Origin of the sequence: Nonomuraea sp. NPDC049725 (assembly GCF_040674795.1) — a bacterium.
GTDB classification, from domain to species: Bacteria; Actinomycetota; Actinomycetes; order Streptosporangiales; family Streptosporangiaceae; genus Nonomuraea; species Nonomuraea ceibae.
In genome coordinates this window covers 533,594-558,815 of record NZ_JBFANJ010000003.1, presented here as the reverse complement: position 1 = coordinate 558,815, position 25,222 = coordinate 533,594, and the positions used below count along the sequence as shown (strand labels likewise).

Below are 25,222 nucleotides of genomic sequence, written 5' to 3'. Positions count from 1 at the left end.
CCTCAGAAAGGACATCGTGACCATTACATCCGGGCTGCGCCTGGGCGTCATCGGCGCGGGCACCATCGCCGAGTTCCACCTGGCGGCCGCCCGCCGGAGCGCCGGGCGGGTCAACGTCGTCGCGGTGTGCGACGTGCGCGCCGAGGCGGCGGAGAAGCTGGCCGCCGAGGCCGGCGCCCGCGTCCACACCGACCATCGGGCGATGCTCGACGCGGGCGGCCTCGACGCGGTCGTCGTCACGGTCCCGCACGCCCTGCACGCCCCCATCACGCTCGACGCCGCCGCGGCCGGGTTGCACGTGCTCGTGGAGAAGCCCATCGCCACCACGCGCGAGGACGCCCTCGCCATGATCGAGGCGTGCCGCGCCGCCGGCGTCGTGCTCGCCGCCGGCCACGTGCTGCGCTTCGTGCCGACGCTGCGCGCCGCGGCGGCCTACCTGTCCTCCGGCGAGCTGGGCGGCGTCGTGGTGGCCTCCGAGCGGCGCACCGCCGACTACGCCGACCCGGCCCGGCCGCGCTGGTTCCTCGACGCCGGCATGGCGGGCGGGGGGATCGTGCTCAACGTCGGCACCCACAGCATCGACAAGCTCCAGATGCTCGTCGGCTCCCCGATCACCGAGGTGACCGCGCACGTGGCCGTGCCCGGCGGCAAGGCCGTGGAGACCGAGGCGGTCGCGCTGGCCCGGCACGCGGACGGCACCCGCTCGACGATCAACGTCACCGGCACCGGCCTGCCGTTCACCGACGAGACCGAGATCGTCTGCGGTGAGGGGGCGGTGCGGATCAGCCGCGGCGACGGCGTGTGGTCCTTCCGCGCCGGCGCCGCCACCCAGGTGGCCGCCCCCGAGCCCGGTGAGATGGCCGCGGCCTTCGCCGCCCAGCTCGACGACTTCGCCCGCGCCTGCGCCGGGCGCACCCCGCCCCAGGTCACCCCCGAGTACGCGCTGTCCGTCCTGGACGTCGCCCTGGCCGTCTACGAGTCGGCCAGCCTCGGCTCCACCGTCACCGTGAAAGGACACCCGTGAACCCGCTCGCCTTCAGCACGCTCGGCACCCCCGGCGCCCCTGTCGACGAGGTCGTCCGGATCGCCGCCGAACACGGCTGCGCCGGCGTCGAGCTGCGGTGCGCCGACGGCGACCTCATCGCGCCTGACAGCACGGCCGCCGAGCTGCGCGCGGTCGAGCGCGCCTTCGCCGGGGCCGGCGTCGAGATCGTCGCCGTCTGCTCCTACACCCGCGTGGCCCGCCCCGACGGCGACCCCGTCGCCGAGGTGCTGCGCCACGTCGAGATCGCCGAGGCGCTCGGCGCCCGCTACGTCCGCGTCTTCGGCGGCGTCGAAGGCCAGGCCGACCCCGCCCCGGCCGCCGCCGAGCGGCTGGCCGAGGTCGCCGCCCGGCTGCCGGGCAACGGCGTGGACGTCCTGCTGGAGACCCACGACGTGTTCCTCACCGGCCAGGCCGTGGCGGCGGTGCTGTCGGGGGTCGGCTCCGAGCGCGTCGGCGCCCTGTGGGACGTCGTCAACCCGTGGCGGGCCGGCGAGCCGCCCGCGCGCACCGCCGACCTGCTCGCGCCGCACCTGCGGCACGTCCAGATCAAGGACGCCGCCTCGCCCGCCGACCTGGCGCCGGTGCTGCCCGGCCACGGCGCCGTCGGCGTGCCCGCCGTGCTGGCCGAGCTGGACCGCATCGGCTACGCCGGCTACCTGGCCCTGGAGTGGGAGCGCGTCTGGTACCCCGACGCGCCGCCCGTCGGCGCGGCCCTGACCGCCTTCCGGGAGGTGCTCGGCCGATGATCCCCCAGGTCACCTCGTGGCGGCCCGGCGAAGGGCTGTTCCCGCTCGGCGCCGGCGCGCGGGTGCGCGGGCCGCAGGCGGGGCTCGCCCGCGACCTGCTCGGCCTGCGCCCGGACGGCGACGGCCCGGCCGAGATCACGCTGCGGCTCGTGGACGACGCCTCCCTGGGCCCGGAGGGCTACGTCCTCACCGTCACCCCCGGGCGCGCCGACGTGGCCGCCGCCGCCGAGGCCGGGCTGCGGTGGGGCGTGCAGACCATGCGCCAGCTCCGCACCCCCGCCGGCCTGCCGTGCGGCGCCGTGCGGGACGTCCCCCGGCACGCCTGGCGCGGCGTCATGATCGACGTCGCCCGCTGGTGGCGGCCCCTGTCCTTCCTGTACGCGTACGTGGATCTGCTGGCGTTGCACAAGTTCAACGTCCTGCACCTGCACCTCACCGACGACCAGGGCTGGCGCTTCGAGGTCCGCGCCCATCCCCGCCTCACCGAGGCCGGCGCGTACCGGAGGCGGTCCCCGGCCGGGCACGCCCGCGACGGCGTGTCCGACGACACCCCGCACGGCGGCTTCTACACCCAGCGCGAGCTGCGGGAGCTGGCCGCGTACGCGGCGGCGCGCGGCGTCACCGTGGTCCCCGAGATCGAGTTCCCCGGCCACTCCCAGGCCGCCGTCGCCGCCTGCCCGTGGCTCGGCCACCCCGGTGACGAGCCCGTCGAGGTGCGCACCACCTGGGGCATCTCGCCGCACGTGCTGAACGTCGGCGACCGCGCCGTCGCGTTCGCCCGCGACGTGCTCGACGAGCTGTGCGAGGTGTTCCCGTCCCCGTACGTGCACATCGGCGGGGACGAGGTCCGCGGCGAGGAGTGGGCGCGCAGCCCCGAGGCCGCGCGGCGCGTGGCGGACGATGGGCTGCCCGGTCCCGCCGCCCTGCTCGGCTGGTGGGGCCGCCTGCTGGCCGGCCACCTCCGCGGGCTCGGCCGCCGCGCGGTCGCCTGGGACGACATGCTCGACCACGACCCGCCCGAGGACATGGTGATCATGGCGTGGCGGGGCGTGGACCGGGTGGAGGCCGCGCTGCGCGCCGGGCACGACGTGGTCGCCGCCCCGCACACGCACACCTATCTCGACTACGCCGAGTCCGACGGGCCGGGCGAGCCCGTCAGCATCTCCGGGCCGCTGCCGCTGGAGACCGTCTACGGGTTCGACGCCGGTGACGCCGTCCTCGGCCTGCAGGCCCAGCTGTGGGGCGAGTACCTGCCCACGCGTGAGCGGTTCGACTACAACGCCTTCCCCCGGCTGTGCGCGGTCGCCGAGGCCGCCTGGTCACGCGGCCGGGACCCGGGCGACTTCGCCCGCCGCCTGTCGGCCCACCTGCCGCTGCTCGACGAGCTCGGCGTGCGTTACCGGCGGCCCGGCCACGCCGGGGCCTCCGGCCTCGCGGAAGGGGCGCGGCATGTTCGGGTCTGAGAAGGAGCTCGAGGAGCGGCTGGCCACCCCGTCGGCCGCGCTGGTCGCCGACGCCGCCCGGCTCGACGGCGACCTCGTCCTCCTCGGCGCCGGCGGCAAGATGGGCCCCAGCCTGGCGCGGCTGGCCCGTCGCGCCCTGGACGCCGCCGGGCGCTCCGGGACCCGCGTGCACGCGGTCTCGCGCTGGTCGGACGAGGCGGCGGCGCGGGCGCTGCGCGAGGACGGGGTGGACGTCGTCCGCCACGACCTCATGGGCGGCGACGACCTGGCCGGGCTGCCCGACGCCGGCTGCGTCGTGTTCCTGGCCGGGGCCAAGTTCGGCACCTCGGCCGAACCGTACCGGGCGTGGGCGGTCAACGCCGCGCTGCCCGCCGCGGTCGGGCGCCGCTATCGCGACGCCGCCATCGCCGCGTTCTCCACCGGCAACGTGTACCCGCTCGTGGACGTGACCCGGGGCGGCAGCGCCGAGGACGACGAGCCCGGCCCGGTCGGCGAGTACGCCATGAGCTGCCTGGGCCGCGAACGCGTCTTCGAGCACGCCGCCGCCGTCCTCGGCGCGCGGGTGGCGATCCTGCGCCTGTCCTACGCCGTGGACCTGCGTTACGGCGTGCTGGCCGACCTCGCCTCGGCCGTGCGGGACGGCCGGCCCGTGGACGTCACGACCGGCCACGTCAACGTCGTCTGGCAGGGCTACGCCAACGAGGTCGCGCTGCGGTCGCTGCTGCACGCGCGCGCTCCGGAGCCGTTCGTGCTCAACGTCACCGGGCCGGAGACCGCCTCCGTGCGGCGCGCCGCCACCCGGCTGGCCGCACTCCTCGGTGCCGGGCCCCGCTTCGCCGGGGAGGAGTCCGGCACGGCGCTGCTCAGCGACGCCTCCCGCTGCCACGGCCTGTTCGGCTACCCGGACGTCCCCCTGGACACCCTCGTCGCCTGGCAGGCCGCCTGGCTGACGCGCGGCCTGCCGCTGGCGGGCAAGCCGACCAAGTTCTCCGTACGCGACGGGAGGTTCTGACGTGTCGATCGACCTGCTCAGGGAGGGGAGCGTCATCCCCGCCCACCCGCTGGCGCTCACCGCCGCCCGCACCCTGGACGAGCGCCGCCAGCGCGCGCTCACCCGCTACTACCTGGCCGCCGGGGCCGGCGGGGTGGCCGTCGGCGTGCACACCACGCAGTTCGCCATCCGCGAGGCCGGGCTGCTCCGGCCGGTCCTGGAGCTCGCCGCGGAGGTGGTGTCCAAGGCGGCCGGACGGCCCTTCGTGCTGGTCGCCGGGGCCTGCGGCGGCACCGCCCAGGCCGTCGCCGAGGCGGAGCTGGCCGCCTCGCTCGGCTACCACGCGGTGCTGCTGTCGCCCTCCGTGCCCGGCGCGAGCGAGCCGGAGCTGCTGGAGCGGGCCAGGGCGGTGGGCGAGGTGCTGCCGGTCATCGGCTTCTACCTGCAGGAGGCGGTCGGGGGGCAGCGGCTGAGCCCGGCCTTCTGGCGGGGGCTGAGCCGGCAGGAGTCCGTGGTGGCGATCAAGACGGCGCCGTTCGACCGCTACCGCACGGTGGACGTGGCCAGGGCGGTCGCCGAGTCCGGCCGCGGCGGCGACGTCGCCCTCTACACGGGCAACGACGACAACATCCTGGGCGACCTGCTCACGTCCTTCGCCGGCCACCGCGTCGCCGGCGGGCTGCTCGGCCAGTGGGCGGTGTGGACCCGGGCGGCCGTGCTCATGTTCGAGGAGGTGCGGCGGGCGCGGGCCGGGGACGACGCGGTCCTGCGCTCGCTGCTGGCCCGCGCCGCCGACCTCACCGACGCCAACGGCGCCGTGTTCGACGTGGCGGGCGGCTTCCGCGGCTGCGTCGCCGGCGTGCACGAGGTGCTGCGCGGGCAGGGGCTGCTGGCCGGGACGTGGTGCCTGGACCCGGAGGAGACCCTGTCGCCGGGGCAGGCGGAGGAGATCGCCCGGGTGCGGGCGGCGTACCCGTGGCTGGTGGACGACGACTTCGTGGCCGCCCACCTGGACGACTGGCTCCGCTGACCCGGCGCGCGGGCCGGAGGGGTCGGGGCGGGAGGACCGCCCCGGCCCCTCCGGCCGTTCGAGGGGTCAGGCGGTCCAGTGGGCGGTGGCCAGCGAGCGGACGGCCAGCTCGTCCACCTCGACCCCGAGCCCCGGGCCGGACGGCACCAGCGCGGTGCCGTCCACGACCTCCACCGTGCTCCCCCCGACGTACGCCGACCGGACGAACTGCCTGCCGTTCAGGTCCACCGGCGTGTCCACGCCGAACGCCGCGAACAGGTGCAGCGACGCGGCGAACCCGAGGTCGGTGTCGGTCAGCCCCGACCCCATGATGCGGAGCCCGGCGTCCTCGGCGAGCTGGCACAGGCGGCGCGACAGCGTGAGGCCGCCCGACCGCTGCACCTTGGCGATGGCGATGTCCACCGCGTCGAGCTTCACGAACGTGGCCAGGTCCGACGGGTGCCGCAGGCTCTCGTCCAGGGCCACCGGCAGCGGGCTGTGGTCACGCAGCCGCCGCAGGCCGGTGAGGTCGTTGGCGGGCAGCGGCTGCTCGAACGCCGACACGTCCAGGTCGGCCAGCCGGCGGGCCATCCGCAGCGCGCCGTCGACGGTGTAGGCCTGGTTGGCGTCCACCCAGACGGGCGCGTCCGGCGCGGCCCGCCGGACCGCCGCCACGACGGCGAAGTCCGTCGCCTCGTCGTGCAGCCCCACCTTGACCTTGTACGCCCCGTAGCCGTGCTCGCGGCCCTCCTCGACCGCCCGCCGCACCTCGTCGGCGGTCTGACCGGCGACGATCCAGCCCAGTTTGATCCGGTCGAGCCTGCGCTGCCCCCACAGCACGCCGACGGGCACTCCGAGCGCCCGCCCGATCAGGTCGTGCAACGCCAGGTCGAGCGCCGACTTGGCGATCGGGGAGCCGATCGTCAGCCCCCGGTTGATCACCCTCTCGAAGGCCGCGCCGGCCCCGTCGAGGTCCCAGGCGGGCCGGCCGATCAGGGCCGGGGCGAGGTAGTGGTGGATCGTCGTCGAGATCGACTCCGTGGTCTCGTACGTCCACGCGGGCGTCGGCGTCGCCTCACCCCAGCCGGTGAGCCCACCGGCGGTCACCTTCACCAGCACGCGGACGGCGGGCCGGTCGGGGCTGGTGACGCTCCCGCCCGAGATGCTGAACGACCGGATCGCCGGCAATTCCACGACGAAGGTCTCCACCCGCTCGACGACCAGCGAATCCATCGACGACTCCCACAGCATGAATTGATGCCTTTTCTTTTATCGCGAAATGCCAAAATAGCATGAAGGCAGAAAAGGCATAATTCACGGAATGAATTCATGGGTCCGGAACAACGGCGCCCCGGGCGAATGTCCGGCCCTTGCCGATCCGCGGCCGGTTCAGGCCGGGCGGGGCGGGTGCCAGTCGAGGGTCCGGGCGGTCGCGTTCAGGTACGTGTCGGCCGGCACCAGGGCGGCGAGCGTGTCGCGCACGGCCGCGCCCACGGGGTTGCGGAGCTGGATGATGCGGCCGACCTGGGCCGACGTCCGCACCACGTGCTGCGCCCTGGGCCGCCTCGCCCGGTCGTAGCGCACGAGCGCCTCCTCGACGCCGCTCCGGGAGCTCGCGAACGCCGTCAGGGTGACCGCGTCCTCGAGCGCCTGGGCCGCGCCCTGGCCGAGGTCGGGGGTCAGCGCGTGCGCCGCGTCGCCCAGCAGGGCCACCCGGCCCGAGACGTAGGTCTCCAGGGGGGTGACGAGGGAGTGGATGTCGTGCCTGATCAGGGCGTCGGGCGAGGTGGCGGCGAGGAGCTGGGGGATGGGCCGGTGCCAGCTCGCGAACCGGGCCCCGAGCTGGGCCAGGGTGTCGCCCGCCCCGGCGCCCTCGGGGCAGGACTGGGTGGCGTACCAGTAGACGCGCCCGTCGGCCAGGGGGATCACGCCGAAGCGCCGTCCGCGTCCCCAGCTCTCGGTGATGGACCTGGACATCCCGGCGGGAGTGCTATCGGCGGCGACGATGCCGCGCCAGGTGATGTAGCCGGCGTAGACGGGGCCCGGATGGGCGGGGAACAGGATCCGGCGCAGCTTGCTGCGGATGCCGTCCGCCCCCACGATCAGGTCGGCGGTCAGCTCCCCCGGGCCGTCGGGCCCGTCGAAGGCCACCGTGCCCGGTCCCGGCAGGCCGGTGAGCGTGTGGCCGAGCCGGATGTCGGCGTCCTGGAGTGCGCCGATCAGCAGGTCGTGGAGGTCGGCCCGGTGCAGCGCGAAGGCCGGCACGCCCATGCGGCGCTCCAGGTCCTGGACCCTTCCGCGCATGATCCAGCGCCCTGACGGCCTGCGCAGCCCGGCCGCGCCCTGCGCCATGCCCCTGGCGCGGAGCTCGGCGCCCAGTCCGAGCGCGTCCAGCGCGCGCACGGCGTTGGGCGCCAGGGTGATGCCGGAGCCCAGCGGCCGGAACGCGGGCGCGCGTTCCAGCAGCGTCACCTGCCAGCCGTTACGGCGAAGCCCGATCGCGGTCGCCAGACCGCCGATGCCGCCGCCGACGACGAGCGCGGACGAGGAAGTCACCGTCTTACCCCCAGCGTGATCAACATACCATCTCGTATGGTACGAAAAGTGATCTTAGCAAGGGCCCCGCACGGGGGCGCGGCGGGGGCGCGGGGGGCGCGGCGGGGCGCGGCGGGGGCGGACTCCCGGATTCACCGAAGTCAGCACAGGGCGGCGTCGAGGGTGGCGAACAGGTGCCGGTCGCTCTTCGGGGTGCCCGTGGCGTAGACGGTGGCGGCCCGGCCCTCGCGGGTGCGCCCGCTGAGCACGCGCGTGCCCGGCAGCCCGCCGTCGTGCATCCAGACCCGCCCACAGCTCAGCGGATAGGTGTAGACGCCGAGCCCGTACCGGCTGCCCCGGGGGTCGGAGGCGGGGACGGTCCCGGCGAGCATGGTGCGCAGGGTGCGCTCGGGGATGCGCTGCCAGAAGCGGTTGAGGTCGTCCGGCGTGGAGACCAGGCCGCCGCCGGCGCCGAAGGCGTGGGCGGGAAGCCGCGTCGTGTCCGTCTCGCCGTCCTCCGGCGCGGCGGGGTTGAGCCCGTACGTGTGGGCGTGCCGGCCGCGGATGCCCAGTTCGCCCGGCTTGGGCCAGTACGTGCCGGGCAGGCCCTTGAGCACGCCCTGCTCGGACACGCGCCGGAAGTCCTTGCCGGTCACCTTCTCGATGATCATGCCGATGACCAGGTAGTTGGTGTTGGAGTAGGACCACTGCGCGCCCGGCTTGCCCAGGGGGCGGGTCAGGGCGAGGGCCAGGTGCTCGGCGGGGGAAGCCGGCTTGGTCCAGTCGACCAGGTCGAAGTACTCGGGCAGGCCGCTGGTGTGCTGGAGCAGCTGGCGCACGGTGACGCGGGCGCCGCCCAGCGAGCCGGGCAGGTAGTGCTCCGCCTGCTCGTCCAGGCTCACCTTGCCCGCCGCGACCAGGCGCATCACCGTCGCCGCGATCACCGGCTTGGTCACGCTGGCGGCGCGGAAGCGGCCGTCGCCGCCGACCATCGGCCTGCCCGTGCCCCGCTCGGCGGTGCCGGAGGTCCACGTGGCCGTCCGGCCGTCGCGCTCCCGCACCGAGACCACCGCGCCGGCCAGGCCGTCCTGCCGGGTCAACCGGTCGGCCTGCTGCTGCACGCTCAGGCGGGGGGCGGCCGCGGCGGGCGCGGCGACGGCTCCCAGCAGCATGACAGCGGCGGCAGCGACGGCGAGGTGCTTGTGCATCAGAGGACATCTCCTGCGTTAGGTGGTGATGTCCTCATCTTTGGGCGTTCCGGGGTCAAGATCAGTCATGCGGGCGCGTCTGTTCCGGTAGGGCGGGCCCTACCGGAACAGGGGCGGCCAGCCGTTTCCACCGCTCTGCCACCTTCTACGGCCGTGCGCCGACGGGGCTGGGCCATCGCGTCGTGTGCCGTACTGCTGCTGATCACCGGATCCGTCGCGGCGCGGGTCCTGTCCGGGCCGGAGCGTTTCCGTCCCCGGCAGGTCAGCCCGCTGCCGGCGTCCGGGCCGCCGGCCGGTGCGGCGACGCGGCAGCCGGGTGGACCGGCACGTCGCTCCTGCTGTGGGGGTGCGAGGCCGATCATGACATGCTGTCGGGCGAGACCCAAGGCCGGCGGATCACGCCCTGAACCGGGCACGTCCGGGCGGCCGGGGACACGTTCGGGAACGGAGGACCGTGCAGGTCGAGCAGTACGTGTATTTCGCACTGAAGAGTGCGCGCATGCCCGCGGCGGAGATGACGGCCCGCCTCGCGTTCGAACCGGACAGGATCACGGTCATGGGCAGCAAACTGCCCGACCCGCCCTACCCGGCCGTGCACGTGTGGCGGGTCGACGGCCCGCCCCGGTCCAGCCTGCCGCTGGACGACATGATCCTGACCCTGGTGGAGCGCCTGCACCCGTACGCGGCGGCGATCGGCGACCTGGCCGCCGAGCTGAACCGGCACGAGCCGGAGAACTTGGCGACCCTCCAGGCGGTCCGCTTCTTCACCGACGAGGCCCCCGCCGCCGACACGCCGGACCGGCCACTGGGATGGCATCTGGACCGGCACGTCCTGGACTTCCTGCGCACCACCCGCGCCGAGCTCGACGTCGACGAGTACGGCCACGACCTGTGACCGGCACCGCCCCCGAGGCGCCCCGGCCCGGCGCGATAGGTTGGCGGTCCGCCGCTGGTGCTACGGGGAGCTGTTCGGATGCATGTCGAGACGTACGGTCCGGCCGGCGCGCCGCCGGTGCTCCTGCTGCACGGGGGCGGGGTCGCCGGCTGGATGTGGGAGCCGGTCCGCGAGCGGCTGTCGCGCGATCACCGGCTGATCGTCCCGGACCTGCCCGGCCATGACCGCAGCGCCGGCGAGCCGTACCACTCCCACGGCCGCACGGTCGAGGCGCTGACCCGGGTTCTCGGCGAGCAGGGCGGGCGCGTCCGCGTGGCGGGGTTCTCGCTGGGCGCTCAGCTCGCCGTCCTGCTGGCCGCCGAGGCGCCGGAGCTGGTGGAGCGGGTCATGGTGGTGAGCGCGCAGGCCCGGCCCAGCGCGGCGCCCGGCCTCACGCTCGGCCTGCTCGGCGCGACGGCGGGGCTGGCCGGGCGGGAGTGGTTCGCCAGGGCGCAGGCCAAGGCGCTGTTCGTGCCGGACGAGCTGCTCGGCGACTACGTCCGCACGTCCGCGGCCGTGTCGAAGCAGACCCTGCTGGCGGCCGTGGGCGAGAACATCCGCTTCACCGTCCCCTCGGGGTGGGCGCGCTTCCCCCGGGCGGCGCTGGTCCTCGCGGGCGGGCGGGAGCGGCGCGTCATGCTGGCGTCGGCCCGGCTGCTGCACGAGGCGCTGCCGGGCAGCGGGCTGGAGATCGTCGAAGGGGCCGGGCACGGCATCCCGCTCCAGCGCCCGGCCTGGTTCGCCGAGCGGGCACGCGCCTGGCTGGCCTGAGTCACGCGCGCTCGGCCGCCGCGGCCTTCTCCCGGGTACGCATGCCGAACAGGAACCGCGTCACCCGGGTCCGCCGCACCAGCAGGTCGTAGGCGAGCAGCGTCAGGGCCGACGACACGACCGCGATGATCACGTACTTGACCGCGATGGGCGCCTCCATCCGCACCACCCAGAACGCGACCGCGACCACCACCGGCTGGTGCAGCACGTACAGGGGCAGCACCGCCTCGGCCAGGTAGCGCCGCACGCCCGGCGCGACGGGAGCCCGGCCCGCGCTCGCCGTGCCGGGAACGGCGGGGGCGGCGGGGCGGTCGAGGGCGCCGAGGATGGTGAGCAGCCAGCACCACCCGGCGGCCCCGTAGAGGGCGCGGCCGACGAGGGCGAGAGGCGTGGCGGCGGTGAAGGCGTCGTCGCCCGCGCCCAGCAGCACCGGCACCCCGGCCGCGAACAGCACGAGCCCGCAGGCGGCGACCAGGCGCAGGTCGCGGCGGAGCGCCCGGCGGAAGCGGTGGTCGGCGGCGAAGGCGAACCCGTAGGCGAAGAAGACCAGGTACGCCCACCGGCTCCAGCCCGCGTACTCCTCCTCCAGGCCGAGGAGCGCGCTGATCAGGGCGAGGGGCAGCGCGGCGAGCAGCACGGCGCCGCGCCGGTCGGCGAGGGCGGCGATCCGCTCCCCCGGCCGCCAGGCGGGTCCCCACCGGGCGACGGCGGCCAGCAGCAGCGAGAACGTCAGCAGCAGCACCAGGAACCACAGGTGCCCGGTCTCGAAATGCTCGCCTTGGAGCACGAACGGGAACTGGGCCGGGTCCAGCTCGATCCGGAAGAACCGGGGCAGGAACTCCAGGTAGGACTCGTGGTAGGCGGGGTCGGCGCGCAGGCGCAGCCACTGCGGCACCGGGACGACGGCCACGGTGGCGAACACGAGGGGCACGCCGATCCGGCGTAACCGTTCGGCGGCGTAGCGGGCGGGGCCGCGGCGGCTCAGCGAGTGGCGGGCGGCGAGCCCGGCGACGTAGAAGAGCAGCGGCATCGCCCACAGCACGCCGAGGACGGAGACGACCAGGGTGAGGCCGGTGGTCTCGGCGTTCTTGACGTAGAAGTCGTCGCGGGCGTCGAAGACGAGCGCGGAGTGGAACAGCACCAGCCCGGCGACGACGAGGACCCGCAGCAGGTCGACCTCGCCGCGCCGCTCACCCCCGGGAGGGGCCGGTGCGCTCACGCCCCGCCCCCTGAGAGCCCGCCCGGGGGCGTGCCGCGCCGGCGCGCGGCGTTGACGGCGGTGACGACGGCGAGCACGAGGGCGGGGCCGAGCAGGTCCTTGGGCCAGAACTCGGCGGGGCACGCCTCGGCGACGCTGACCACGCCCCAGGCCACGACGTTGACGGCGAGGATCGCGCCCCACACGGCCCAGAGTGTCCTCAGCCACCGCGGCGTCCCGGCGGGGCGGGCGGGCGGCGGGGCCGGGCGGGGTTCGGCGGGCAGGTCGGCGAGGAGCACGGCCAGCTCGCCGCGGGTGGTGGCGCCGAGCGCCCGGCCGACGCGGTCGTCGAACTCGGGAAGGTCGAGGCAGCCTTCCTCGACCGCCGTGCGCAGGCGGCGGGCGGCGGCCTCGCGGTCGGCGTCCGAGGCCCGCACGTCGCGGTGCTCTGCCATGTCGACCTCCGTGGGGGGCTGATGCGGACGTGGGCGGAGGGTGCGGGTCACGGGGCTCCGGCGTCGGCCAGGAAGCGGGCGATGGCGTCCTGCTCGCCGGCGGGCAGGTCGCGTTCGGTCAGGCGGCGGGCGGCCTCGGAGCCGAGGTGCGGCCGGGCGGCGTCGGGGTCGACGCCGTCGAGGAAGGCGGCGAGCAGCCCGGCCCGCGCGCCGGCGAGCTCCGGCGTGGCGACGGGGGCGGTGGCGAGGATGAGCCAGGTGCAGGCGGCGTCGACGCCGGGCGCGCCCCGGGCGGCGTTGGCCCAGTCGACGACCCGGGGGCCGTCGGCGGTGACGAGCACGTTGCCGGGGTGCAGGTCGAGGTGGAGCAGCCGGTTGCCGGGGCGGCCGGAGGCGGCGCGCAGCCAGCCGGGCGCCCGCACGGCCGAGAGCTGCCGCAGCAGCCCGGCGAGCAGCGCGCCGTGCTCGGCGGCGCGGCCGGGGTCGCGGGCCGTCTCCTCAAGCAGGCTCGGCCCGTCGACGTGCTCCATGAGGATGTCGCCCCCGTCGGCGTCGTAGACCTCGGGGGCGGGGAAGCCGTGCCGCCTGGCGTGGCGCATGACGGCGGCCTCGCGTTCGAGGCTGCGGCCGTCGCGCGAGCGGCGGACGACGCGGCCGGGGCCGGCGTCGAAAATCTCGCAGTCGTATCCGGCGGCGATCAACGAACCAACCTGCATATAAGTCAGATTAGCCGGTAAAGCCAATAAATCTGTACCTCAGCGCGGTGACCGGTTTTTCCGGCAACTAGCTGCCACCGGGCGGCCCGATATTTGTCGCTACCGTGAGACGAACATGGATTCAACCCCCACTCACCTGCTTATTCCATTGAATATGGGGAGGTGACACGTTGCTGGTGGCAACCGGCCTCGTCAAACGGTATGGCGAAATCCAGGCACTCGACGGATTCACGCTGAGCGTGGCCGCCGGAGAGATCGTCGGGCTTCTGGGACACAACGGCGCGGGCAAGACGACCTTCGTCGAGATCGTGTCGCACCTGATCCGCCAGGACGGCGGCACGGTGACCATCGACGGCAAGCCGCCCTCCGCCGTACGCGGCCAGGTCGGCGTGGCGCCCCAGCATCTCGCGCTCTATCCGTCGGCGACCGTCCGCGAGCACCTGGAACTGTACGGCAGGCTGTCCGGCCTGCGCCGGGCCGCGCTGAGCTCGGCCATCGACGACCTGGCGGTGATGCTGCGGCTCACCGACCTGATGGACCGCCGGGCCGGCAAGCTCTCGGGCGGCCAGCAGCGGCGCACGCAGGCCGCGACCGCGCTCGTGCACCGGCCCGCCCTGCTGCTCCTGGACGAGCCCACCGCGGGCGCCGACCTGGAGACCCGGCAGGCGATGCTCGACGTCGTCAAGCAGCGGGCCGGCGAGGGCGCGGCCGTCGTCTACACCACCCACTACCTGCCGGAGCTGACCGAGCTGCAGGCCACGATCGCGGTGGCGCGCGACGGCCGGGTCATCGCCCGCGGCACCTACGAGGAGCTGGCCAGGGACCTGCCGGGCGAGGTGCGGGTGACGCTGGAGGACGAGGAGGAGATCAGGATCTCCACCTCCGACCCGGCGGCGACGCTCATCGACCTGCTGCACCGCACCGACCGGCCGATCAGCTCGGTCGACGTGCGCAACGCCTCCCTGGACGACCTCTACCGATCCCTGGCGGTCCACGATGCTCCTTGACGTCTCACGTCCCGGCCCGGGCCGGCTCGGCTCCCTGCTCGGGTCCGCGCACCGCATCGGCGCCCTGGCCAGGCACAACATGACGCTGCGGCTGCGCGACCCGGGCCAGATGATCAGCTACGTGGCCATGCCGATGGTCCTCATGCTGGTGCTCAAGCCCCTGTACGTGCGGGCGCTGGACGGCGGCGCCACCCAGGTGGCCACCGGCCTCATGGTCATGTTCTCCGTCTTCGCGATCTCACTGGCGGGCAACGCCATCCTGTCCGAGCGCACCTGGCGCACCTGGGACCGGCTGCGGGTGACCCGCGCCCCGGCCGCCGAGCTGCTCGTCGGCAAGACGCTGCCGCTGTTCGTGGTGATGGTCGCCCAGCAGGCGATCCTGCTCGTCTACGGCTGCCTGGCGATCGGGCTGCCGGTGCCGTCGATGCCGCACCTGGTGTTCCTGGCGATCCTGATCTGGGCGTTCGCGCTGCTGGCGATCGGGGCGGCGCTGGCCACGCTGGTGCGCAGCCACGGCGAGCTCAGCGTCATCTCCGACGTGGGCGCGCTCACGCTCAGCTCGCTGGGCGGGGCGCTGGTCCCGCTGAGCCTCATGCCCGAATGGGCGCAGCTGGCCGCGCACGCGTCGCCCGGCTACTGGGCGCTGGTGATGATGCAGTCCGCGGTCGCCGGGGACGTGGCGGGGACGCTGCGCCCGGCGGGCGTCGTGCTGGCGATCGGCCTGCTGTCGGGCGTGTTCGCCGCCCGCAGGCTCGCCCGCGGCTGGGGCCGTGGCGGGCTGTTGTGAGTACCGCAACTCCAGTGAATAGAGGCAGGTTGATGGATCACGGACATTCACCGGGCGACATCGCGATCATCGGTATGGCCGGGCGCTTCCCCGGTGCGACCGACATCGGGACGTTCTGGCGCAACATCAGCACCGGCGTGGAGTCGTTCACGCGCTTCTCCGACGAGGACCTGATCAGCGCGGGCGTCGACCCGGCCACGTTCCAGCAGCCGAACTACGTCAGGTCGCGGCCGATCCTGGACGACATCCGCGGCTTCGACGCGGGGTTCTTCGGCTACAACCCGCGCGAGGCCACGCTCGCCGACCCGCAGCAGCGCATCTTCCTGGAGTGCGTGTGGGAGGCGCTGGAGACGGCCGGGTACGCCGCCCCCGAGAACCGCGGCAGCGTCGGCGTGTTCGCCGGCATGAACATCAGCGGCTACCTGCTGACCCGGCTCAGGGCGTTCGAGATGGGCATCGACACCTCCGCCCTGATGATCGGCAACGACAAGGACTCGCTGGCCACGAACGTCTCCTTCCGCCTCGACCTGAACGGGCCCAGCATCTCGGTGCAGACGTTCTGCTCCACGTCGCTGGTCGCGGTGCACCTGGCGAGCGAGAGCCTGCGCCGGGGCGAGTGCGACATGGCGCTGGCCGGCGGCGTGTCGGTGCGCATCCCGGACCGGATCGGCTACCTGTGGGAGGAGGGCGGCCAGGAGTCGCCCGACGGGCACGTGCGCACGTTCGACGCCGAGGGCCGGGGCAGCATGTTCGGCGACGGCGCCGCGGTCGTGACGCTCAAGCGCCTCTCGGACGCGGTCGCCGACCGCGACACGGTCTTCGCCGTGCTGCGCGCCTCGGCGATCAACAACGACGGCGCGATGAAGTTCAGCTATCTGGCGCCCAGCATCGACGGCCAGCGTCGCTGCGTGTCGTCGGCGCTGGCGCGCGCGGGCGTCGACCCGGCCGACATCTCCTACGTGGAGGCGCACGGCACCGCGACCGAGGTCGGCGACCCGATGGAGGTGGCGGCGCTGACCCGGGCGTTCGGCGAGACCGAGCGCAAGCAGTACTGCGTGCTCGGCTCGATCAAGCCGAACGTCGGCCACCTGGACCGGGCCTCCGGCGTGACCGGGCTCATCAAGGTCGTCCAGTCGCTGCGCAACGAGCTGATCCCCGGCACGCTGCACTACCGCTCCCCCAACCCCGAGATCGACTTCGCCGCCAGCCCGTTCCGCGTCACCGCCGAGCCGACGCCGTGGCCGCGCAGCGACGAGCGGCCGCGCATCGCGGGCATCAGCTCGCTGGGCATGGGCGGCACGAACGCGCACGCGATCGTCACCGAGGCGCCGCTGCCCGCCGAGCGGCCGGCCCGCCCGCACCGCTGGCAGATCCTGCCGGTGTCGGCCCGCTCGGCCGCCGCCGCCGAACGCTCCTGCGCCCGCCTGGCCGAGCACCTGACCGCCACGGCCGATGACCTGGCCGACGTTGCGTACACGCTGCAGGCCGGGCGCAAGGTGTTCAACCACCGCAAGGTCGTGGTCGCCGACTCGGCCGGGCAGGCGGCGGAGCTGCTGGCCGACCCGGCCGGGCCGCTGGGCCGTACGGACGCGACGGTCGGCCGCAAGGTCGGCTTCCTCATCGCCGGCGTCGGCGAGCAGTACCCGGGCATGGTGGCCTCCCTCTACGCCGAGGACGCGGGCTTCCGCGCGGACGTGGACGAGTGCCTGGCCGTGCTCGGGCTCACCGGCCCCGAGCAGCTCTCGGACGTGTTCGCGCCCGCCGGGCCCGCCGCGGAGCAGGAGAGCGACCTGGCCAGGCTGCTGGGCCGGGCCACGGGCGGCGCGCCGCGCTCCACGACGGACGCGCACCTGGTGCAGCCCGCCGTGTTCGTCGCCGAGTACGCGCTGGCGCGCCGGCTCATGCGGTGGGGGCTGACCCCCGAGATCATGATCGGCTACAGCCTGGGCGAGTACGTCGCCGCCTGCCTGGCGGGCGTGCTGTCGCTGCCCGACGCGCTGCGGCTGGTCGCCTACCGGGCCAAGCTCATCACCTCCCAGCCCGAGGGCGCGATGCTGGCCGTCTCCGCGAACGAGCGGCGCCTGGCCGCGCTGCTCGGCGACGACGGCATGCGCGAGCTGGACGTGGCCGTGCGGGCGGGCTCCCAGCTCGTGCTGGCCGGGCCGGTGGGCGCGGTCGAGGCGGCCGCGGCCCGCCTGCTGGAGGCCAAGATCGGCCACCGGCGGCTGGAGACCACGCACGCCTTCCACTCGCGGATGCTCGCGCCGGTCGCCGCCGAGCTGACCGCGTGGATCGCCGACAACATCACGCTGCGCCCGCCCGCGCTGCCGTACCTGAGCAACGTGACGGGCGCGCCCGCGACGGCACAGGACGTGACCGACCCCGGCTACTGGGCGCGCCACATGTGCGAGACCGTCGAGTTCGGGGCGGGCCTGGACCACGTGCTGGGCATCCCGGAGCTGGCGCTGGCCGAGATCGGGCCCGGCCAGTCGCTGGGCGCGCTGACGCGCGGCCACCCGGCCTGCGAGCGCGGCCGCTGGCCGCTCATCGTCACCACGCTACCCGCCGCCGGCGACACGCAGGACGCGGGCGCGGCGCTGGCCACGGCGGTGGCCAAGCTGTGGCTGACCGGCGTGCCGGTCGACTGGGCGGCGCTGCACGAGGGCTGGACGCCCGGCCGCGTCCCGCTGCCGTCCTACCCGTTCGAGCACCAGGACTACTGGCTGGAGATCGACGAGTCGGCGCTGGGCGGCGGCGGTGGCGCGGCGGCCTTCGACGAGAGCGACCCGAAGAGCATCGCCAAGGCCTACCCCCGGCTGCCGGACACGCGGTGGATCCACGCGCCCGTCTGGCGCGAGACCACGACCCGCCCGGCGGTGGCCGAGGAGGCGTCCCGCTGGCTCGTCTACACCGACGACGGCGCCGCGGACGCGCTGGCCGCGCCGCTGCTGGCGCACCTGGCGGCGACCGGCCGCGAGGCGGTGCTGGTGCGGCCGGGCGAGGAGTTCTCCAGCGGCCCGGACGGGCTGCGGGTGCGGCCCGGCTCGCCCGAGGACGCCGTCTCGGCGCTGCGCGAGCTGACCGGCCGCGACTGGACGCCCGAACGGGTCGTGCACCTGTGGAACGCCGGCGGCGAGCGGCCCATCGGCGAGAGCCTGCGGCGCGGCCTGCACACGCTGGTCGCCTTCGCCCGCGCCTCCGGCGACCTGGGGCTGCCCGGCTGGAGCCTGGACATCGTCACCACCGGCGCGCACCGCGTGCACCCGGGCGACCGCGTCGACGCCGCGAGCGGCACCCTGCTCGGCCCGACCCGGCTGATCCCCGTCGAGTACCCCAAGGCGCGCACCCGGCTGATCGACCTCGACCCCGGCTCGGTCACGGCCGCGCTGCTCGCCGAGCTGCGCGCCGACCCGGCCGACCAGGTGGTCGCGCTGCGCGGCGGCCGCCGCTGGATCCCCGACTACGAGGTGCTCGACGCCGCCGTCATCGACGCGGCCGAGCCCGCGGCGCGCGTCCGCGAAGGCGGCGTGTACCTGGTCACCGGCGGGCTCGGCGGCATCGGCCTGGCGATGGCCGAGAGGCTGGCCGAGCAGTACCGGGCGCGGCTGGTGCTGCTCGGCCGCACCCCCGTGCCGCCCCGCGAGGAGTGGGAGTCGATCCTGGCCGCCGGGAACGCCGCGGGCGAGGTCCGCAGGCGGCTGGAGGGCCTGCGCCGCCTGGAGGCGGCCGGCTCGGCCGTGCTCACCGTGGCGGGCGACGTCTCCCGCGTGGAGGACGTACGCCGCGCCGTCGAGGCGGCGGTGGAGCGGTTCGGCGAGCTCAACGGCGTCCTGCACTGCGCGGGCGTGCCGGCGGTCGGCCTCATGCAGTTCAAGACCGTCGCCGACATGGACCGGGTGCTGGCGCCGAAGGTGGCCGGCACGCTGGCGCTGGCCGAGGTGCTGCGCGAGCGGCCGGTGGACTTCCTGGCGCTGTTCTCGTCCACGACGTCGGCGACCGGCGGCGGCGCGGGCCAGGTGGACTACTGCGCGGCGAACGCGTTCCTGGACTCCTTCGCGCTCAGCGACCCGCTGCCCGGCGTGACCGTCACCTCCATCGACTGGTGCGAGTGGACGTGGAACGGCTGGACCGACGGGCTCGACAACTACGACGAGGGCTCCCGGCAGTACTTCGAGTGGTACCGGGAGAACTTCGGCCTCACCTTCGACCAGGGCTGGCAGACGCTGCTGCGGGCGCTGGCCAGCGGCGAGCGGCACGTGGTCGCGTCCACGCAGGACTTCGCGCCGATGGTGGCGATGAGCCGCCGCTCGTCGATCGAGAGCCACCAGGCGACGGTGAAGAAGATCCGCGACGCCTTCGGCCGGCACCCGAGGCCCGACCTGTCGACCGCCTACGTCGAGCCGCAGTCGCCCGCCGAGGAGGCCATCGCCCAGGTGTGGATCGAGGCGCTGGGCCTGGAGCAGGTCGGCGTGCACGACAACTTCTTCGAGCTCGGCGGCAACTCGCTGCTCGGCATGGAGATCATCGCCGAGGTGCGCAAGGCGCTGGAGCTGTCCTACCTGCCGCCGCACATCCTCTACCAGGCCCCGACGATCAGTTCGCTGGCCGAGGCGGCCAGGGCGGGCGAGGAGGCGGGCGAGCAGCCGGCCGAGGCCCGCGAGCAGCAGCGGTCCAGGATCGCGCAGCGGCGCAACATGCTCAGGAGCGGAAGGACATCATGACCGGAACCGACTACGACTCCGCGGTCGCGCTGATCGGCATGTCCGGGCGCTTCCCGGGCGCCTCGGGCGTCGCCGAGCTGTGGGACAACCTGCTGGCGGGCGTCAAGGGCCTGCGGACGATCACCGACGAGGAGCTGCGCGAGGCCGGGGTGGACCCGGGCACGCTGGCCGACCCGCGCTACGTGCGCGTCGGCGGCCCGCTGGACGGGCTCGACCGGTTCGACGCCGGGGTGTTCGGCATCAACCCGCGCGAGGCCGAGACGATGGACCCGCAGCACCGGCTGTTCCTGGAGTGCTCGTGGGAGGCGCTGGAGGGCGCCGGCTACTGCCCGACGGACGTGCCCGGGCAGGTCGCCGTGTTCGGCGGCTGCGGCTTCCCCGACTACGTCGTGCAGAACATCCAGCACCTCACCTCGCAGCCGGGCGGCGCGCTGCTCATGGCCGTCGGCAACGAGCGCGACTCGCTGGCCTCGCTGGTCTCCTACAAGCTGGGGCTGCGCGGGCCGTCGGTGTCGGTGCAGACGTTCTGCTCGACGTCGCTGGTGGCCGTGCACCTGGCGTGCCAGAGCCTGCTCACCTACGAGTGCGACGTGGCCGTGGCGGGCGGCGCGTTCACGCCGCTCCCCCAGCCCGCCGGCTACCTGTACGAGCAGGGCGGCATCATGTCGCCCGACGGGCGGGTGCGCAGCTTCGACGCCGAGGCGGGCGGCACGGTCATGGGCAGCGGCGCGGGGGCGGTGGCGCTCAAGCGCATGTCCGACGCGCTGGCCGACGGCGACGTGATCCACGCGGTGATCCTCGGGTCGGCGTCCAACAACGACGGCCGGCTGCGCGCCGGCTACACGGCGCCGGGCGTGGACGGCCAGGCCGAGGTGATCGAGTCGGCGCTCGGCGTGGCCGGGGTCAAGCCGGAGACCGTCGGCTACGTCGAGTGCCACGCGACCGGCACCATGCTGGGCGACTCGATCGAGCTGGCGGCGATGAGCCGGGTGTTCACGCAGGCCGGGCAGACGCCGACGGTGCTGGGGTCGGTCAAGCCGAGCCTCGGCCACCTCGACCGCGCCTCCGGCGTCACCGGGCTGATGCGGGCCGCGCTCGTCCTCAAGCACGAGCTGCTGCCGGGCACGCCCGGCTACGAGACGCCGAACCCGGCGCTGGCGTCGGCGCGCGACCGCTTCACCGTGCTGACCGAGAACCGGCCCTGGCCGGAGGGCCCGCACCCGCGCCGGGCCGGGGTGAGCTCGTTCGGGCTCGGCGGCACCAACGCGCACGTGGTGATGGAGCAGGCGCCGCCCCGGCCGGAGCGGCCCGCCAGGCCCGGCCCGCACCTGCTGGTGTTCTCCGCCGCCGACGACCAGGCGCTGACGGACCTGACCGAGCGGCTGCGCCGGCACCTGACCGGCGACCGCTCCGACCTGGCGGACGTGGCGTTCACGCTCCAGGTGTCGCGGGGCGCGTTCGCGCTGCGCCGCGCCGTCGTCTGCCGCGACCGCGACGACGCGCTCGCCGCGCTGGCCGACCCGTCCCGCTGGATCGACGGCAAGACCCAGCGGCGCAACCCCAAGGTACGGCTGGCCGCGCCGGAGGACGGGACCCCGGACTCCTGGTGGGCGGAGCTGCGCGCGGCGGCGTCCTCGGTGCTCGGCCAGCCCGCCCCCGCCGGGACGGCGGGACGGGACGAGGCGCTGAACGCGCTGGCCGACGGGCTCACGGGGATCGGCGTCCAGGTCGTCGACGGCGACGCGCAGGCCGTGGAGCTGACGGTGGCCCCCGAGGAGGGCGTGGACGCCGCCTCGTGGCTGCTGTCGGCGCTGGCGCGGCTCTGGCTGGCCGGCAGCGTCGTCGACTGGGCCAAGCTGCACGGCGGCGAGGGGCGGCGCGTCGAGCTGCCGACCTACCCGTTCCAGCGGCGCAGGTTCTGGGTCAAACCGCCCACCGGGCAGCAGCGCCAGCCGGCGGGCGAGGGCAAGACGTTCGACCGGTCGCGGTGGACCCACCTGCCGTCGTGGAAGCAGCGCCCGCTGCCCGCCGAAGGGCTCGACGAGCGGCTGCGCGAGGCCGGGCCGTGGCTGGTGCTCACCGCCGACGGGCGCGGCGAGGCCCTGGTCGAGCGGCTGACGCGGGCCGGGGCCGAGGTGACCGCCGTGCGTGACGGCGACCGGTTCGAGCAGCACGACGACGGCAGCTTCACCATCCGCTCCGGCAAGGCCGGCGACCTCGCCGAACTGCTGTACTCGCTGGTCGTCAGCCCGCGCGCGATCGTGCACGGCTTCAGCCTGGCCGCCGCCGAGCCCGGACCCGGCGCCGACCCGGTGGCGCACTTCGCCGCCGAACAGGACCGCGGCTTCTACTCGGCGCTGGAGCTGGCCCGCGAGCTCGTCGACAACACCGGGTCCGCGCCCCGGGCGGAGCTGGTCCTGCTCACCTCCCACGCGGTGAACGTCGCCGGGGCCGAGCTGCGCCACCCCGAGCACGCCACGCTGGCGGCGCTCGCCCCCAGCCTCCAGCAGGAGAACCCGCGCCTGCGCTGCCGCCACGTCGACCTCGACGACCTGGGCGACCTGGGCGACCTGGCCGGCGGGGTCGAGGCCGCGCTGGCCGCGGCCGTCTGCGAGCACGAGGGCCCGATGGCCGTGCGCGCGGGCGAGACGTGGCTGCGCCACTACGAGCCGTTCCCGATCGACGAGCCGGACCCGGCGCGGCGGCCGTTCCGCGACGGCGACACCGTCCTGATCACCGGCGGCCTCGGCGACGTCGGGCTCGTCCTGTCCCGCCACCTGGCCGACGCGTACGGCTGCCGGCTGGTGCTCACCGGCCGCTCCCCGCTGCCGCCCCGGCAGGAGTGGGACGCCTACCTGGCCGACGTGCCGCCCGGCGGCGAGCGGACCGCCCGCCACATCCGCAACATCCGCGACCTGGAGAGCCGGGGCGCGACGGTGCTGGCCCTGTCGGCCGACGTGGCCGACGAGGAGCGCATGCGCGCCGTCGTGGCCGAGGCGGTCGAGCGGTTCGGCGGCATCGACGTCGTCGTGCACGGCGCCGGCGTGCAGGACGGCGCCTACTTCAACTTCGCCCACCTGATGGACCGCCAGCAGTGCGACGCCCACCTGGCGGCCAAGGTGACCGGGTTCCACGTGCTGCAGAAGGTGCTCGGCGACCACTGCCCGGACCGGCGCATCACGCTGTCGTCCATCGCGGCCGTGCTCGGCGGCATGACGCTCGGCCCGTACGCCGCCGCCAACGCCGCGCTCGACGCGTACGTGCGGGTGGCCCGCACCAGCGGCGGCGGGCGGTGGGTCACGGTCGACTGGGACACCTGGAACATCGACCCCGACCGGGTGGCCGGCCACAGCGGCGCCGTCGTCGACTACGCGATGACGCCCGCCGAGGGCGTGGACGTGTTCGAGCGGGCGCTGTCGGCCGCCGGGCACGCCGGCCACTTCGTCATCTCGACCGGCTCCCTGGACGCCCGCATCGCCCAGTGGGTCACCGGCGACATCCACGAGGCCGGCGACGACGATGACGACCAGGAGCGGCACCCGCGCCCCGAGCTGAACAACGCCTACGTGGAGCCGCGCGAGGGCACCGAGGCCACGCTGGCCGCGATCTGGTCCCGCGTGCTCGGCATCGACCCGATCGGCGCCCTGGACAACTTCTTCGAGCTCGGCGGGCATTCGCTGCTGGCCATCGAGCTCACCACCCGCGTCCGCAAGGCGCTGAACGCGTCGGTGCCGGTCACCGGCCTGCTGGAGTGCCCGACGGTGCGCCAGCTCGCCGAGCTGCTCGACGCCCGCGACGAACAGGAGTGAGCGACCCATGAAGCAGCCCGCGTACCTGAGGACCGTGCAGGGGTTCGCCCGCCGCGAGCTGGCGGGCAAGGACGCGTACCTGGACTCGCTGGCCGAGGCTCCGCTGCCGCTGTACGAGCGGTTCGGCGCCACCGGCCTGGCCAACTGGTGGCTGCCCAAGGAGGCAGGCGGGCCCGGCCTCGGGCTGGAGGAGAGCGTGCGCATCACCGCCGAGCTCGCCTACGCCGACGCCGGGGTGGCGTTCACCCTGTTCATCCCGATCCTGACCACGAGCATGGTGACGTGGTACGGCGGCGAGGAGCTCGCCAAGCGCCACCTCGGCGACCTCGTGGCGACCAACGGCTTCGCCGCCACCCTCGGCAGCGAGCACGCCGCGGGCAGCGAGCTGGCCAGGATCACCACGACCGCGCGCACCGAGGGCGGCGACGTCGTCCTCGACGGGACCAAGGCGTTCTCCACCAACACCGACTTCGCCCGCTTCCTCGTCGTCGTGGCGCGCGCCCAGGACGACCCGGCCGGCTACCTGGCCGTGCTGGTGCCGCGCGACACGCCCGGCATCACCGTGGACAAGCGCTGGGACGTGATCGGGCTGCGCTCGTCGGCGACCTACCAGGTGTCGCTGTCGGGCGTCCGCGTCCCGGCCGCGAACGTGCTGCGCGGCAACGGGCTGCGGCTGCTGGAGGTGGGGCTGAACGCCAGCCGCATCCTCATCGCGGCCACCGCCCTCGGCATCGCCCGGCGGGTGCGTGACGTGTGCATGGAGTACGGCGCCGCCAAGACCGTCAAGGGGGCGCCGCTGACCGGCAACGCCGTGTTCGCCGGCCGGCTCGGGCAGATGGAGATGCAGATCGAGGTCATGGCCAACCAGTGCCTGGCGGCGGCGCGCGCCTACGACGCCATCGCCGCCCGGCCGGACGCGGGCGAGGAGTTCCTGCGGCTCGGCACGCTCAAGCAGGCGCTGACGGCGAAGATGTTCTGCGGGCAGACGGGGTGGCAGATAGCCTCGACCGCGTCGGAGATGTTCGGCGGGCTCGGCTACACGCACGAGTCCGTCATCGGCAAGCTGCTGCGGGACATGCGGTACGTGTCGATCGTCGAGGGCGGCGACGACGTGCTGCGCGAGCTGGTGTTCAGCCGGTACGTGGTGCCGGTGTCCAAGCGGTCGTGACCACCACGGCGGCACGGTAGCCGGGGGCCACGTCCAGCGGGTGGGCGTGGCACTCGGGGAAGCGCGAGGAGCGTGACAGCACGGTGGCGTGCGTCGCGCTCCTTTCGCGTACGACGACGTCGCTCAGGGCGGCCAGGCCGGCGCCGGACGCCTTCACGTACGCCTCCTTGACGGTCCACAGGCGGAAGAACGCGTCCGGGCCCTCGGCGCGCACGCGGTCGGCCTCCTCGGGCTGGTAGAAGCGCCGGGCGAGGGCCAGATGGTCGGCGTCGGCGCGGACGCGCTCCACGTCGACGCCCACCCGGCCGCCCGGCGGGGCGACGGCGACGAGCGCCCAGCCGCCGGAGTGCGACAGGTTGAAGTCCGGCCCGCCGCCGTCCGCCAGGCACGGCCGCCCGGCCTCGTCCCGGCCGAACCCGAGCCCCGCCGGGTCGGCGCCGCGCGCCCGCCCCAGGATCGCGCGCAGCGCCGCGTGCGCCACCACGTAGCGGCGGCGCTCCCCGCCGTCCGCGAACGCCAGCGCGCGCTCGCGCTCGTCCTGGGACAGCAGCCGCCACCCCCGGGCCGCGTCCGGCCGGTCCAGGTCGACCCGCCACACCCGCACCCCACCGCCGGGGACTCCCACCGGCGACACCCGCGCCTCCACGCCGGCTTCCCCG

19 protein-coding genes are annotated in these 25,222 nt (G+C 74.9%); 12 read left to right on the top strand and 7 right to left on the bottom strand.

All coding sequences use genetic code 11. The features are described 5' to 3' along the window. The first annotated feature begins 16 nt into the window (after positions 1-16). The 5 genes from AB0J53_RS10475 to AB0J53_RS10455 are packed head-to-tail and all read left to right on the top strand — an operon-like array spanning position 17 to position 5,275. Positions 17-1,024, top strand: coding sequence for a Gfo/Idh/MocA family oxidoreductase (locus tag AB0J53_RS10475; protein ID WP_364170807.1), 1,008 nt, complete (start codon positions 17-19; stop codon positions 1,022-1,024). Continuing rightward, positions 1,021-1,791, top strand: coding sequence for a sugar phosphate isomerase/epimerase family protein (locus AB0J53_RS10470; protein ID WP_364170806.1), 771 nt, complete (start codon positions 1,021-1,023; stop codon positions 1,789-1,791). The genes AB0J53_RS10475 and AB0J53_RS10470 overlap by 4 nt, the downstream gene beginning before the upstream one ends. Then, positions 1,788-3,254, top strand: coding sequence for a beta-N-acetylhexosaminidase (locus tag AB0J53_RS10465; RefSeq protein WP_364170804.1), 1,467 nt, complete (start codon positions 1,788-1,790; stop codon positions 3,252-3,254). Before AB0J53_RS10470 ends, AB0J53_RS10465 begins: the two co-directional genes overlap by 4 nt. Next, positions 3,241-4,266 (top strand): epimerase, encoded by a 1,026-nt coding sequence (locus AB0J53_RS10460; protein WP_364170802.1) that lies wholly within the window; start codon positions 3,241-3,243, stop codon positions 4,264-4,266. Before AB0J53_RS10465 ends, AB0J53_RS10460 begins: the two co-directional genes overlap by 14 nt. A 1-nt stretch (position 4,267) precedes the next feature. Further along, positions 4,268-5,275, top strand: coding sequence for a dihydrodipicolinate synthase family protein (locus AB0J53_RS10455; protein ID WP_364170800.1), 1,008 nt, complete (start codon positions 4,268-4,270; stop codon positions 5,273-5,275). Positions 5,276-5,341: 66 nt separating this feature from the next. Here the strand turns inward: AB0J53_RS10455 and AB0J53_RS10450 are convergent, their stop codons facing one another. From AB0J53_RS10450 to AB0J53_RS10440, 3 genes are all read right to left on the bottom strand, one after another. Continuing rightward, a complete protein-coding gene (locus AB0J53_RS10450; RefSeq protein WP_364170798.1) occupies positions 5,342-6,487 on the bottom strand; it encodes an enolase C-terminal domain-like protein in 1,146 nt (381 codons plus the stop codon). A gap of 156 nt (positions 6,488-6,643) precedes the next feature. Further along, entirely contained in the window at positions 6,644-7,810 is a 1,167-nt protein-coding gene (locus tag AB0J53_RS10445; protein WP_364170797.1) for an FAD-dependent monooxygenase, read from the bottom strand. A gap of 140 nt (positions 7,811-7,950) precedes the next feature. Next, the gene (locus tag AB0J53_RS10440; RefSeq protein WP_364170795.1) at positions 7,951-8,997 is read right to left on the bottom strand and encodes a serine hydrolase domain-containing protein; all 1,047 of its coding nucleotides are present in this window, start codon (positions 8,995-8,997) and stop codon (positions 7,951-7,953) included. A 499-nt stretch (positions 8,998-9,496) separates the two neighbouring features. Between AB0J53_RS10440 and AB0J53_RS10435 the strand changes: the two genes are divergently transcribed. Then, the gene (locus AB0J53_RS10435; RefSeq protein ID WP_364170793.1) at positions 9,497-9,892 is read left to right on the top strand and encodes a DUF4279 domain-containing protein; all 396 of its coding nucleotides are present in this window, start codon (positions 9,497-9,499) and stop codon (positions 9,890-9,892) included. Between the two features lie 78 nt (positions 9,893-9,970). Continuing rightward, positions 9,971-10,702: an alpha/beta hydrolase gene (locus AB0J53_RS10430; protein ID WP_364170791.1), complete on the top strand. Its 732-nt coding sequence runs from the start codon at positions 9,971-9,973 to the stop codon at positions 10,700-10,702. Position 10,703: 1 nt separating this feature from the next. On the opposite strand, the gene AB0J53_RS10425 is transcribed toward AB0J53_RS10430, so the two are convergent. Genes AB0J53_RS10425 through AB0J53_RS10415 form a run of 3 tightly spaced genes read right to left on the bottom strand, consistent with a single transcriptional unit; the run spans position 10,704 to position 13,071 of the window. After that, complete coding sequence (locus tag AB0J53_RS10425) at positions 10,704-11,921, bottom strand: acyltransferase family protein (protein WP_364170789.1); 1,218 nt, start codon at positions 11,919-11,921, stop codon at positions 10,704-10,706. Further along, complete coding sequence (locus AB0J53_RS10420) at positions 11,918-12,355, bottom strand: DUF1707 domain-containing protein (protein WP_364170787.1); 438 nt, start codon at positions 12,353-12,355, stop codon at positions 11,918-11,920. The genes AB0J53_RS10425 and AB0J53_RS10420 overlap by 4 nt, the downstream gene beginning before the upstream one ends. A 47-nt stretch (positions 12,356-12,402) precedes the next feature. Further along, complete coding sequence (locus tag AB0J53_RS10415) at positions 12,403-13,071, bottom strand: phosphotransferase (protein ID WP_364170785.1); 669 nt, start codon at positions 13,069-13,071, stop codon at positions 12,403-12,405. Positions 13,072-13,247: 176 nt separating this feature from the next. On the opposite strand from AB0J53_RS10415, the gene AB0J53_RS10410 reads away from it, so the two are divergent. The 5 genes from AB0J53_RS10410 to AB0J53_RS10390 are packed head-to-tail and all read left to right on the top strand — an operon-like array spanning position 13,248 to position 24,563. Continuing rightward, positions 13,248-14,078 carry an ABC transporter ATP-binding protein gene (locus AB0J53_RS10410; protein ID WP_308125846.1) on the top strand — a complete coding sequence of 277 codons (831 nt, stop codon included), beginning with the start codon at positions 13,248-13,250 and terminating at the stop codon, positions 14,076-14,078. Further along, a complete protein-coding gene (locus AB0J53_RS10405; protein ID WP_219507370.1) occupies positions 14,068-14,865 on the top strand; it encodes an ABC transporter permease in 798 nt (265 codons plus the stop codon). The genes AB0J53_RS10410 and AB0J53_RS10405 overlap by 11 nt, the downstream gene beginning before the upstream one ends. Before the next feature lie 32 nt (positions 14,866-14,897). Next, positions 14,898-19,586 carry an SDR family NAD(P)-dependent oxidoreductase gene (locus AB0J53_RS10400; RefSeq protein ID WP_364170782.1) on the top strand — a complete coding sequence of 1,563 codons (4,689 nt, stop codon included), beginning with the start codon at positions 14,898-14,900 and terminating at the stop codon, positions 19,584-19,586. Continuing rightward, positions 19,583-23,395, top strand: a complete 3,813-nt coding sequence (locus AB0J53_RS10395) for an SDR family NAD(P)-dependent oxidoreductase (RefSeq protein ID WP_364170780.1) — start codon at positions 19,583-19,585, stop codon at positions 23,393-23,395. The genes AB0J53_RS10400 and AB0J53_RS10395 overlap by 4 nt, the downstream gene beginning before the upstream one ends. Before the next feature lie 7 nt (positions 23,396-23,402). Beyond that, a complete protein-coding gene (locus AB0J53_RS10390; RefSeq protein ID WP_364170778.1) occupies positions 23,403-24,563 on the top strand; it encodes an acyl-CoA dehydrogenase family protein in 1,161 nt (386 codons plus the stop codon). Here the strand turns inward: AB0J53_RS10390 and AB0J53_RS10385 are convergent. After that, a complete protein-coding gene (locus AB0J53_RS10385) occupies positions 24,526-25,209 on the bottom strand; it encodes a 4'-phosphopantetheinyl transferase superfamily protein (RefSeq protein ID WP_364170776.1) in 684 nt (227 codons plus the stop codon). The genes AB0J53_RS10390 and AB0J53_RS10385 overlap by 38 nt on opposite strands. Positions 25,210-25,222: the final 13 nt, after the last annotated feature.